The 12,076-nt window shown below is 57.3% G+C and carries 12 protein-coding genes; 8 read left to right on the top strand and 4 right to left on the bottom strand.

The window, feature by feature from the left end; translation table 11 throughout:
- The first annotated feature begins 50 nt into the window (after window positions 1–50).
- Window positions 51–1,445: an MFS transporter gene (locus AC0V60_RS04300; protein ID WP_486177291.1), complete on the top strand. Its 1,395-nt coding sequence runs from the start codon at window positions 51–53 to the stop codon at window positions 1,443–1,445.
- Window positions 1,446–1,454: 9 nt separating this feature from the next.
- On the opposite strand, the gene AC0V60_RS04295 is transcribed toward AC0V60_RS04300, so the two are convergent.
- Window positions 1,455–1,733 carry a hypothetical protein gene (locus tag AC0V60_RS04295; RefSeq protein WP_486177290.1) on the bottom strand — a complete coding sequence of 93 codons (279 nt, stop codon included), beginning with the start codon at window positions 1,731–1,733 and terminating at the stop codon, window positions 1,455–1,457.
- 210 nt (window positions 1,734–1,943) lie between these two features.
- Between AC0V60_RS04295 and AC0V60_RS04290 the strand changes: the two genes are divergently transcribed.
- Entirely contained in the window at window positions 1,944–3,632 is a 1,689-nt protein-coding gene (locus tag AC0V60_RS04290; protein ID WP_486177289.1) for a thiamine pyrophosphate-binding protein, read from the top strand.
- 10 nt (window positions 3,633–3,642) lie between these two features.
- On the opposite strand, the gene AC0V60_RS04285 is transcribed toward AC0V60_RS04290, so the two are convergent.
- Window positions 3,643–4,053 (bottom strand): EVE domain-containing protein, encoded by a 411-nt coding sequence (locus AC0V60_RS04285; protein ID WP_486177288.1) that lies wholly within the window; start codon window positions 4,051–4,053, stop codon window positions 3,643–3,645.
- 189 nt (window positions 4,054–4,242) lie between these two features.
- Between AC0V60_RS04285 and AC0V60_RS04280 the strand changes: the two genes are divergently transcribed.
- The 6 genes from AC0V60_RS04280 (at window position 4,243) to AC0V60_RS04255 (ending at window position 9,555) form a co-directional block, all read left to right on the top strand.
- Window positions 4,243–4,749, top strand: a complete 507-nt coding sequence (locus tag AC0V60_RS04280) for a GGDEF domain-containing protein (RefSeq protein ID WP_486177287.1) — start codon at window positions 4,243–4,245, stop codon at window positions 4,747–4,749.
- Window positions 4,750–4,849: 100 nt separating this feature from the next.
- Window positions 4,850–5,905, top strand: a complete 1,056-nt coding sequence (locus AC0V60_RS04275; protein WP_486177286.1) for a putative bifunctional diguanylate cyclase/phosphodiesterase — start codon at window positions 4,850–4,852, stop codon at window positions 5,903–5,905.
- A gap of 59 nt (window positions 5,906–5,964) precedes the next feature.
- A complete protein-coding gene (dapF, locus tag AC0V60_RS04270; RefSeq protein ID WP_486179436.1) occupies window positions 5,965–6,777 on the top strand; it encodes a diaminopimelate epimerase in 813 nt (270 codons plus the stop codon).
- Window positions 6,774–7,976: a tRNA (N(6)-L-threonylcarbamoyladenosine(37)-C(2))-methylthiotransferase MtaB gene (gene mtaB / locus AC0V60_RS04265; protein ID WP_486177285.1), complete on the top strand. Its 1,203-nt coding sequence runs from the start codon at window positions 6,774–6,776 to the stop codon at window positions 7,974–7,976. Before dapF ends, mtaB begins: the two co-directional genes overlap by 4 nt.
- Window positions 7,973–8,887: a signal recognition particle-docking protein FtsY gene (gene ftsY / locus AC0V60_RS04260; protein WP_486177284.1), complete on the top strand. Its 915-nt coding sequence runs from the start codon at window positions 7,973–7,975 to the stop codon at window positions 8,885–8,887. The genes mtaB and ftsY overlap by 4 nt, the downstream gene beginning before the upstream one ends.
- Window positions 8,887–9,555: an inner membrane-spanning protein YciB gene (locus AC0V60_RS04255; protein ID WP_486177283.1), complete on the top strand. Its 669-nt coding sequence runs from the start codon at window positions 8,887–8,889 to the stop codon at window positions 9,553–9,555. Before ftsY ends, AC0V60_RS04255 begins: the two co-directional genes overlap by 1 nt.
- Window positions 9,556–9,760: 205 nt before the next feature.
- Here AC0V60_RS04255 and AC0V60_RS04250 read toward each other — a convergent pair whose 3' ends face one another.
- Window positions 9,761–9,994, bottom strand: coding sequence for a hypothetical protein (locus AC0V60_RS04250; protein ID WP_486177282.1), 234 nt, complete (start codon window positions 9,992–9,994; stop codon window positions 9,761–9,763).
- 30 nt (window positions 9,995–10,024) lie between these two features.
- Entirely contained in the window at window positions 10,025–11,959 is a 1,935-nt protein-coding gene (locus tag AC0V60_RS04245) for a potassium transporter Kup (protein WP_486177281.1), read from the bottom strand.
- Window positions 11,960–12,076: the final 117 nt, after the last annotated feature.

Genomic DNA, 12,076 nt, shown 5'->3' with positions numbered 1-12,076 from the left:
ATTGCACTACATGTGATCCCTTAATGGTACGCCGGGACGCTACGTAACGCATGACAACATCGACGCATCTTATGCGCCAGAAGCGCTTTTTGCCGTTGATGGTCACTCAGTTCTTTAACGCGTTTAATGATAATCTCTACAAAACCGCGATGACCTTATTCGTGGTCTATTCGGTCTATTCCTCTGAAACGCATGAAGCCTTGTTCAGCGGGGTGGGCTCGCTCATTTTCGTGCTTCCTTTTGTGCTGTTTTCAGCGCTCGCGGGTCAGCTCGCGGACACGCGGGACAAGGCTGCGATAATTCGCATCGTGAAATTGTGCGAGATTGGCTGGACGAGTGTTGGCGTGTTTGGCCTCTACCTCGTCTGGCAAGGTATCGCAGTCCACACTGTTGCTATACCGCTTCTGCTTGTGGTTCTGTTTTTGGCCTCAACGCAGTCGGCATTTCTGGGTCCGATAAAATATGCCATCCTTCCTCAGCAGCTCAAGGAAGATGAGGTTCTCTCAGGAACGGGCCTTGTCGAAGCAGGCACCTATATAGCCATTCTTGGCGGCACGATTTTGGCGGGCTTTGTCTATATCGAGACGGCGATGGTCGTGATCATCATTACTGCATTCCTTGGTTATTTCTCGGCCAGATTTGTCCCCGATGCGCCGCCGATGAGCGATTACGAGATGCATTTCCCGCTGCTTGAGCCCTTTGCGGCTAAGACAAAAAATGTAGTCAAACGCTGGCTGGGTTACCCCTTTGTTGCAGTCGCTGATCAAGCGGTGATGAGCTGGCGCTTGATTAATGAGGTCAAACAAAACCGCCAGATATGGCTCGCGATTGTCGCGATCAGCTTTTTCTGGACCATGGGCGCAGTGTTGTTCATCCAGTTCCCCCCATTGGCTAAGAACCAGCTGCTCGCAACACCCGAAGTCGCAAGCCTCTTTCTGGTGATCTTCTCACTTGGCATCGCGATCGGCTCGGTCAGCATTAACGCGCTTTTGAAGGGCGTTGTCTCAGCCCGCTATTCACCGATTTCGGTGGTGTTCATGGGTGCGTTTCTGATCGGTTTTTACATCGTTGCAAAAGCATGGACACCCAATGCCGCCGGTATGCTTTTGCCTATCGAAGAGTGGATCCTTGAGCCGCTTGCAGTGCCCCTGTCGGCGATGCTCCTTGGCGTCTCGACAGCAGGCGGCATGTTCGTGGTGCCGCTCTATGCTTTCCTTACCACGCGCTGCGCAAAGGACGCAGCGAGCCGGACGATTGCGGTCAACAACATCGTCAATTGCGTCAGCATGGTGCTGGGTTCTGCTTTCGCCATTCTCTTGACCAGCATCGGCCTTCCGGTGGTTGATCAATTGCTGGTCGCCGCTGCAATGACAGTGGTTTCGGCCTGGCTGGGCTGGATGCTTCATAAGGCCGAAAAAGAAGCCGGTGAAGCGTCCCTGCCCTAAGCCTGATCCTTAGAATATAAAGACCAGCACCGCGGCGAAAGTTGCGAAATACACGCTGGCAAAACCGCGAACATCATCGCGCGTCAATTGCCAAAAAGCCTGTGCCGGCTCTAGCCGCTCTTCTGTGGCAGTCACATGGCTCGGCAGGCTTGCGCGGAAGCGGTGGCGCGCGCCTTCATCGGTCAGCACAAGCGCGCGGCGCTTTCGCCCGTTCAGACGCCGTTCTTCGATCTCAGGAGCGGGCGCTGCGTTCAGGAACCCCTCGGCGGTGATGCTTGCGACTGTCATGGGCAGCAGCGTTAAGACTTTCTTAACATTTTCGCGAGGGCCGAATTTCCTCTGCCCTGAAGCGGGACACTGCGCCGCGCGCTTGGTTAATTTCCACATGTTTGACAGAGCCAGAACTCCGTCCCCATCTGATCGTCAAAACACGCAAGACCATTTGCGCTTCGTCCTCCTCGCGGCTAATCGCACACTCGAATGGGACAAGGTGACACGGTGGCGACACACACACAAACCGCAGCGCAGCTCTTAGTCAAATGCCTTGAGGCACAGGGCACGGACCGGATATTCACCGTGCCGGGCGAGAGCTTTCTTGCAGTGCTCGATGCGTTGCATGGCCAGACTTCGATTGAGACGGTAATTTGCCGGCAAGAGGGCGGCGCTGCGTTCATGGCCTGCGCGGACGGCGCGATGAGCGCTGCGGGAGAGGCGCTGCGCCCCGGTGTGGCTTTCGTCACCAGGGGGCCCGGCGCGACCAACGCCTCCATCGGTGTTCATGTGGCGATGCAAGACTCGCAGCCAATGATCCTGTTTGTCGGTGATGTCGCGCGCCCCATGAGAGACCGGGAGGGCTTTCAAGAGATCAATTTTGAGGCCTTCTTCAGCCCTATCGCCAAATGGGCCGCACGCATTGATGACCCTGCCCGTGTGCCGGAATATATCGCCAGAGCCTATTCGGTCGCGCTTAGCGGAAGGCCGGGCCCTGTCGTGCTTGCGCTGCCCGAAGACATGCTGTGCGACGCCGTGCCAGATATTCTCGAGCCCCGCCCTGCGGTCGTTCGTCCACCCCAGGCGGTTTGCCCTGACGCGATGCAGGCGTTGTTCGCAATGCTTGCAGATGCCGCAAGCCCGATTGCCATTATCGGCGGCGCAGGTTGGAACACCAAAGCGCGCCTTGGCTTTCAACAATTTGCAGAGCGTATCGGCCTTCCTGTCGCAACCGCATTCCGCAGGCAGGATGCGATTGACCCCTCCTCAAACGTCTACGCTGGCAACCTCGGCTATGGTCCAAACCCCAAGCTGATCGAGCGGGTCAAGAACGCGGATCTTGTTCTGGCTGTGGGCGCGAGACTGGGCGAGGCGACTACTGATGGGTATGAGGTTCTAGATCCCGAGCATCCCGATCAAACCTTGATCCACGTTCACCCTGATCCTGATGAGCTTGGCCGTGTCTATCGCACTGATTTGGCGCTCGCATGCTCGGTTGACGAATTCGCGGAAAGCGCGAGCCTGTGGGAAGACGCCTCGATTATCCCCTTCGATGCGGGGCCCGAGGCAAACCGGGAATGGCGCGAGTGGGCGACGTTCTCGCCCGCTTCCAAGCCTCCTGCTCTTGATATGGCGGCCTGCGTCGCAGCGATGCGAGAAGCGCTTCCGGGCGATAGCATCATCTGCAACGGCGCTGGCAATTTCGCCGGGTGGTGGCATCGGTACTGGCGCTATGCCGGCTATCCAAGCCAGCTTGCCCCGACCGCTGGCGCGATGGGATACGGCGTACCTGCCTCTGTCGCAGCGGCCCTGCGATACCCCGAGCGCACAGTCGTAGCGGTGGCAGGAGACGGCGATTTTCTGATGAATGGTCAAGAACTTGCGACCGCCGCCCAATACGGCGTGAACCTTCTGGTGTGCGTGGTCGATAATGGCGCTTATGGCACCATTCGAATGCACCAAGAGCGCGAGTATCCCTCCCGTGTCTCTGGCACGCAGCTTTCCAATCCCGACTTTGCTATGCTGGGCGCGAGTTTCGGCGGGTGGAGCTCTACGGTGGCCACCACGGAGGAATTCAAAGCCGCGCTTAATGAGGCAAAGACCCTCGAAGGGCTGCGCATCATCCACATGGAGATCGACGTGGAGCAGCTTGCTGCCAGCGGCGCGACCGTAAGCGGGCTCAGATCGAAGGCCTGATGAACGCGCGCTAACCCTCCGCCATTGCGCAGATCATCGCCCACTCTTCAGGCTTGATCTTAGCGACTGACAGCCGCGAAAAACGCACCAATTCGCACGTTGCAAGCCCAGGCTCAGCCTTAATCTGTTTCAGCGTCACTGGCGTATCGAACTTGCGCAGAGGTTTAACCTTCACCGCTGCCCATTTGCCGGCCGGGTCGGTGGGATCGAGAATGTCCGAAACGCTCACCTCGGCAATGCCAACAATCTCCAGCCCCTCGCGCGAGTGATAGAAGAAGCATTGATCTCCCACCTCCATGGCTTTTAAATTAAGTTTGGCGGAATGATTGCGCACACCGTCCCAAACACCCTCTTTTTCCGCCACCAAATCATCCCAGCCATATTTGAACGGCTCCGATTTTATGAGCCAGTATCCGCGCATAATTGGTCTCCTGAAATCGTGTTTTTTGTCGAAACTTAAGGCTGAGAGAGAACGCAGGTTTAATTCAAGCAGGCGAACACTTCCAGTAGAGGAAGAAGAGCAGATCGGGAGTTAACTCAATCTTTAGGTCAATCCTGATACTTATCCGTTGGGATTCAATGGATAGGGCTCGGGTACGGCGCATCAATTATGGTGAAACGCGAGAAAACCAAAAAACTGAAAGGCACTGCGGATCGTGATCTCGTAGCGCTTGGAATTGCCTTCGCCGCGATCATTTTGTTCGTTGGAACCGGCGGAGCTGTGCTGCCAGCTGCAATCAATTCCTTGCGAGGTGTTGGCGCAGGTCCGGACGCTCTTTTGGTCAATGCGCTACTCCTAAATGTCGCCCTCGTGATTTTCGGCTGGCGCCGTTACCGCGAGTTGAAGATCGAGATTAGTGATCGCCGAGATGCAGAGAACCTCGCGCGCGAACTGGCGGAAACTGACCCCCTTACCGGGTGCCTCAACCGCCGCAGTATGGCGACCGTCATGCAAAAGCTGCGAGAGGATGCGAATGCGCAAGGTCAGGCGGTAGCCTTTTGTCTTATTGACCTCGATAATTTCAAACAAATCAACGATATGAAGGGGCATTCTGCGGGCGATGCAGCCTTGGTGGAACTTGCACGCCGACTGAGCAAAGCGCTCCCCCCGAGGTAGGTCTTGCCCGCATTGGAGGAGATGAATTTGCGTTTGTCGTAGCATACCCCCCGTTCAGCCGGAGCGGGTTGATGATCTTGTTATTCGGCTTCACGAAGCGATGGCAACGCCTTTCCAGCTTGATCAAATGTCCATTGATGCAACCTTGTCCATCGGTCTTGCGAGCGATCACGATCAGTCCGGCTTTGACCCACATCTTCATTCATCCGATGCTTTGATGCAGCGTGCAGACATCGCGATGTACCAAGCTAAGAAAGAAGGGAAGAACCGGTACTTCTGGTTTGAGCCCAGCATGGAAACCGAACTGCGCGTTCGCAATGAGCTGGAGTTTGGAATTCGCGCAGGCCTCGGCAAGGCTGAATTCGTGCCATATTACGAACAACAAGTGGACGTGGAAACCGGCGAATTGATGGGCTTTGAAATGCTCGCGCGCTGGATTTCGCCCACGGCGGGGGAGGTTAGCCCCGAAGTCTTTATTCCGGTGGCAGAAGAGATCGGTATCATCACGGAGCTTTCCGATCAGTTGATCGAACGTGCATTGACCGACGCGAAAGAGTGGGCTGATAGCTTAACGCTTTCGATCAACATCTCTCCTGTGCAATTGCGCGATCCGTGGTTTGCACAAAAGCTTTTGAAAATGCTGGTGAAGCACAATTTCCCAGCAAAGCGGCTTGAGGTGGAAATCACTGAAAGCTGTTTGCACGACAATATAGATATGGTCCGCGGAATGATCATGTCGCTTCGCAATCAAGGCGTTCAAGTAAGCCTTGACGACTTTGGCACTGGTTACTCATCCCTTGAGCAGCTTCGCACATTGCCGTTTGACCGCCTCAAGATTGATCGCTCATTCGTTGGCGAGCTATCGTCTCCGCAATCCAGGTCTCCGATCGTTGATGCGATCGTCTCGCTTGGTCGCGGGTTGGATCTGCCGATGACAGTCGAGGGCATCGAGGATGAAGAGATCCTCAAATCGCTCAAACAGATGGGCAAGTTAAAGGGTCAAGGCTATCTCTATGGCCGTCCTGAGAGCGGCCAGGAAGTTCGCGAACGGCTCGCCAAATGCGGCAAGCTTAGCGGCACCGCCAACGGCGACATTGGCCAAAACCGGCCTCTCACACAAGACGATATTGAACGGGCATTTTCAAAGCACGCCTAGCGCGAACAAAACGCTAGGGCTGGACGCATGAGGCAAGCGTGAATACATGCCCTCCCAAGATGCGCGTCCCTTTCATAAAAATGCATGGCCTGGGCAATGACTTTGTCGTGCTTGACGCGCGAGAAACAGCCCTGCCCGGCGCGGTAACTGAGGCTGCGGCACGGGCTATTTCTGACCGTCACACCGGGGTTGGCTGTGATCAGCTGATCGTTCTTGAGCCAAGTGAATCTCACGCCTTTCGCATGCGGATATTCAACCATGATGGCGGCGAAGTTGAATCGTGCGGCAATGCGACGCGCGCGGTGGCTTTATTGCATGGCGAGAACGCGGCGATTGAGACCGCTGGCGGTGTCTTAGCGTTGGAGCCTTCAGAGGGCGGCGCAATGGTGGATATGGGACTGCCCCGGTTCGGCTGGGATCAGATACCGCTGGACTATCCGATGGACACGCTGGTGATGCCCGTCGGCTGGGGCGAATTGCAGCACCCGTCTGCGGTCAATGTTGGCAATCCGCATGTGATCTTTTTTGTCGCTGATGCGGATGCTGTGGACCTTGCAGCGCTCGGCCCTGAGATTGAGCATGACCCGGTGTTTCCCGAGCGCATAAATGTCAATGTGGCGAGCGTTATGGGGCCTGATCATTTGAAGCTCCACGTATGGGAACGCGGCGCTGGGCTTACCCGAGCTTGCGGAACAGGCGCGTGCGCAGCAGCCGTTGCTGCGATCCGCTGCAAGCTGGTGGGCGATAAGGTCACTGTGACCCTTCCCGGCGGCGATCTGGTGATTGAGTGGAGTGAGGGTTCCACCATCCGCATGACCGGCCCTGCGGCAGAAAGCTTTCGCGGTGAGTTCGAGTGGGACGATTTCGCATGAGCCCCTCCCCCAACACAGGCGCGCAAGTCATATCATTGGGCTGCCGCCTCAACATCGCTGAAAGCGAGCGCATGAAAGCGATGCTGGCAGATAGCGGCGATGTGGTGGTGATCAACTCGTGCGCCGTCACTTCCGAAGCCGTGCGCCAAACCCGCCAAGCCATCCGCAAGGCCCGCCGCGAGCGCCCCGATGCGCGCCTTATGGTGACAGGGTGCGCCGCCGATATTGAGCGCGACCAGATTGCCGATATGCCTGAGGTCGACGGCCTTATCGCCAACGAGCGCAAGCTTGATCCACGTAGCTGGAATGTGCCCCACGATCCAATGCGGCCCGAAGCCCCTCCTCCGCCAACGCGCACGCGCGCCTTTATCGCCGTGCAGAACGGCTGCGACCACGCCTGCACCTTCTGCGTCATCCCGCAAGGGCGCGGCAAAAGCCGCTCGATGACCATTGCTGAGGTTGTGCGCGAAGTCGGTCATCATGTGGAGCTGGGCGCAAAAGAAGTCGTGCTCACCGGCGTCGATGTGACCAGTTGGGGACATGACCTAGCAGATACCCCGCCTCTGGGCGCTCTGGTGGAAGCGGTGCTTACCCGCTTCCCGAAACTCAAACGCCTACGCATGTCTTCCCTTGATGGCATCGAAATCGACGACCAACTGTTCGAACTCTTCGCCACAGAAGAGCGCCTCATGCCGCACCTCCACCTTTCAATGCAGCATGGTCATGATCTGATCCTCAAACGCATGAAACGCCGTCACCTTCGCGGTGATGCGGTGGATTTGGTGCGGCGCCTTAAGGAACGCCGCCCGGACCTCGCCATTGGCGCAGACCTCATCGCAGGCTTCCCGACCGAGACCGATGAGCACCATGCGGCGAACCTTTCGATCATCAAAGAGCTCGATATCGTCCACGGCCATATCTTCCCCTATTCGCCCCGCCCCGGCACGCCCGCCGCCCGAATGCCGCAATTGGACCGCGCCGCCGTGAAAGCGCGCGCTGCCGCATTGCGCGAGGCGGTTAAACAGCGCCGCGCCGCCTGGCTGGACACGCTTGTGGGCGAAACGCTATCCGTCCTCGTCGAACGCGATGGCACAGGCTATGCTCCCAATTACGCGCGGGTCTCCTGCCCAGCCGATGCAACACCGGGCACCATCATCGCCCTTACCCCACAAAGCCTTGAAGGAGGCATGCTCATATGACGCAAAGTTGGAGCGAGCGGCTCTTTAGCGGCTTTCGCAAAACTTCTGAGCGCATCAGCAGCAACCTTACAGGCGTTGCGACCCGGCTTGATGATGCGACGCTGGATGATGTCGAAGATGCTCTGATCGTCTCTGACCTCGGCCCAGCAGCGGCTGCGCGCATTCGCCAGAAGCTGTCGGACAAAAGCTTTGGCCTTGAGATCACGCAAGCCGAACTGAAAGAGAGCGTCGCCGAGGAAATCGCAGAGATCCTTCGTCCTGTGGCAAAGCCGCTAGAAATTACCGCATTCCCGCGCCCGCAAGTGATCCTTGTGATCGGGGTCAATGGATCGGGCAAAACCACCACCATCGCAAAGCTCGCCCACCTCTTCACTGAAGACGATTACGGTGTGCTTTTGGCTGCTGGCGACACCTTCCGCGCCGCCGCTATCGGTCAGCTTGCCACTTGGGCAGAGCGCGCAGGCGTCGACATTGTACGCGGACCAGAGGGCGGAGACCCGGCCTCCATAGTGTTCGATGCAGTGAAACAGGCAACCGACACCGGGATCGACGCGCTGGTGGTGGACACCGCCGGACGGCTGCAAAACAAGAAAGAGCTTATGGAAGAGCTCTCCAAAATCAGGCGGGTTCTGGGCAAGCTTAATGAGGAGGCACCGCATGACGTGGTCCTCGTGCTGGATGCAACCAATGGTCAGAACGCGCTGTCTCAGATCGACGTGTTCAAAGAGGTCGCAGGGGTCACCGGCCTCATCATGACCAAGCTCGACGGCACCGCGCGCGGCGGGGTTTTGGTCGCCGCAGCTGAGCAATACGGCCTGCCCATCCATGCGATCGGTGTGGGTGAGAAAATGGAAGACCTGCGCCCGTTCGACCCCGATCTGGTTGCGCGCGTGATTGCAGGAGTGGCCTGATGGCTGACCAAGAATCCTCGGAGCAGGCCAAACCCAAAGGCTCAGGCTGGCTCAATGTCGCGGTCGATTACGGCCCGCTGCTCGTGTTCCTCGGCGTTTACCGTTTCAACGCGCCGGCTGAGCCCAATGCCGCTGGCGAACTCCTCGCCATCATTTACGGAACGGGCGCCTTCATGGTCGCGGCTGTCGCTGCCCTGCTGTTTTCCAAATTCAAGCTCGGCAAAGTCAGCCCGATGCTGTGGCTCTCCACGGCTTTGATCGTAAGTTTTGGCGCGCTCACCATCTTCTTTGGCGACCCGGTGTTCGTGCAACTTAAACCCACGATCATCTACTCCTTCTTCGGAGTGGCATTGCTCGCCGGGTTTTTTACTGGCCGCGCACTCCTCAAAATCCTGCTCGAAGCAGCGTTTGAAGGGCTTTCGGAAGAAGGCTGGCTTAAACTCTCGCGCAATTGGGGCGTGTTCTTCTTGATGCTCGCAGCCCTCAATGAAGGCCTTCGCAGCTATATGGACTTCGAAGGCTGGCTCTGGGCGAAACTCTGGGTGTTCTTGCCGCTCACTTTCCTTTTCACCTTCACGCAATTGCCGATGCTGCTCAAACACGGGCTCGATGTGGGGCAGAATGAGGATGAGAAAGGCGATAAAAGAGACAGCGCCGCAGGCGAATAAGCGAGCCTCGGTTTGCGGCGCTTTCCTACTTGGAAAAGAGCCGCGATATTGCCGCCTGCTCTTTCACAAGTGAATCGCCATCTTCGCACTCTCCGCGCCAAAGTGTCCCATAGCATTTGCCTTCAAGGCGCTATTTTTCAGGAGCTTATCCCATTTCGTGTTGGAACCTAAGGGACACCGGTGTCCCTTAGGTTCCAACACAAGCTTACCCAGAACTGCCAGAATCGCCGCCATATCCAAGCCGCAAATACGCCGCCATGGCCGCTTTGAGAAAGTCTTGCGCATCCTCGTGAGAAAAGAGCAGCCCCACATCCTTGAAGTTTAAAAAGAGCCGGTCGCCGTCGCCGGTGAAGGTGGTGGTTCCAATGCTGACCGCTGCCTCGCCCTCAAGCTTGGCATGATCGCGAACCATGCGTTTGAAATCGACTTTAGTGGGCACTTTTGGCTCCCATTTGCGAGCCTCTGGGCTCTAAATCTCGATCTGGCTTCCCAATTCCACCACGCGGTTTGTGGGCAGTTTGAAGAAGTCCATCGCGCTCGCTGAGTTCCTTAGCATCCACGCGAAAATCTTCTCGCGCCAGATTGGCATTCCCGGCTTATCAGAAGCCAGCAAAGTCTGCCGGGACAAGAAAAAGCTGGTGTGCATCATATCGAAATGCCCACCGCAATAAATGCCCATACCTTTCAGGCCCTCAGGCACATTGGTCTCTTCCATAAACCCATAGCGCAGCACGGCGCGGTAAAACCCATCGCCCATATCGGTGTATTCGCACCGCGTTTCCGGATCGACGTAGGGCACATCCTGGATGTCTACGGTAAGGATCACGACGCGTTCGTGCAGGATCTTATTGTGCTTGATATTGTGGAGCAGCGCTGAGGGGACACCGGCCTGGCTGCTCGCCATAAAGATCGCGGTTCCCGGGACACGCAGCGCGGAGTTCTTCGCAGACTTGGCGAATATCTCCATTGGGAGTGAGCCCTCGCTCATCCGGGCGCGCATCAGTTTTCGGCCCCGCGACCAGGTGGTGAGAAGCGTAAAGGCGATGAAGCCGACGGCCAGAGGGAACCAGCCGCCATCCGGCACTTTGGTCAGGTTGGCGGCAAAATAGGCTCCGTCAACGATGAGGAAGAGCAGCACAACGGGCGCTGCGTACCACCACTTCCACTTCCACACGCTGACCAGCAACAGCGCCATCAAAAGCGTGTCGATGGTCACCGCCCCTGTCACAGCAATGCCGTATGCAGACGCAAGGTTCGATGAGCTTTGGAAGGTCAGCACCAGCAGGATCACCGCCACCATCAGCGCCCAATTCACGATCGGAATGTAAATCTGGCCGCCCTCGGTCTCAGACGTGTGGAGGATCGAGAGGCGCGGCATGAAGCCCATCTGCACCGCTTGGTGGGTAATTGAAAACGCGCCTGAGATCACGGCTTGGCTGGCGATAAATGTCGCGACAGTGGCGAGGAAAACAAGCGGCAAACGCCATTCCTCGCTCGCCAACAAGAAGAACGGGTTCTGGACCACCACGGCGGCCTCTTCAGCGGGAAGCCCTGCAATCATGGCTCCTTGGCCAAAATAATTTAGAAGCAGACACGGCATAACAAAGCCAAACCACGACAATCGCATGGGCCCCCGGCCAAAATGCCCCATGTCGGAATAGAGTGCCTCAGACCCTGTAACCGCCAGCACAACCGCGCCTAGTGCCAAGAAAGCGACAAACCCATCTGTTACGAAAAACAGGACCGCGTAATAGGGATTGAGCGCCCACAAGATGTCCGGGTTTTGGATGATTTGCCATCCGCCAAGCCCAGCCAGAACGGCGAACCAGACGATCATAACAGGGGCGAACAGCGCCCCGACCTTCGCTGTTCCCCTCGCTTGAAGCATGAAGAGAAACACTAGGAGGCCAAGCGCAATCGGGATCACATATTGCTGTAACCCTGCGTCGACCACGGTGAGGCCTTCTACCGCTGAAAGAACCGAGATCGCAGGCGTAATCATGGAATCGCCATAGAATAGCGAGGTCGCAAATACGCCGAGGAGAACCACAAGCCAGCCATAGGAGGACTTGCCCATATGCCGCGACAACAGAGCCACCAAAGCGAGCGAACCGCCCTGCCCCTTGTTATCAGCGCGCATGAGGATCGTCACATACTGGATCGCCACCACAAGCAGCATCGACCAGAAAATAAGGCTGACCACGCCGAGCACATGCATACGGTCAATCGCGACATTAGCGGTGCCAGCGAAGGTCTCACGGAAAGCGTAAAGCGGGCTGGTGCCAATATCGCCAAAGACGATACCAATCGCGCCCACAGCAAGGGCGGCCTTCGAGCCCTTATGGCCCGATGCATGGCCCTGACCGCCCGAATGGCCGGGTTGCTGTGCTGAGGTCTCACTCATCGTGTGCGACTATCCCGTCTACCGGCCCATCTGCCAGACTCAGAACATGCCGAGCCCGCTCAAGGTCGCGCCCTCTACCACCCAGCTAATGAGCCTGCAACATCCGGCTCGGCCTAA

It is taken from the genome of Erythrobacter sp. S259, assembly GCF_057364965.1.
Note: the sequence above shows the minus strand (reverse complement) of the source record. Positions and strands in the feature narration are given on the sequence as shown.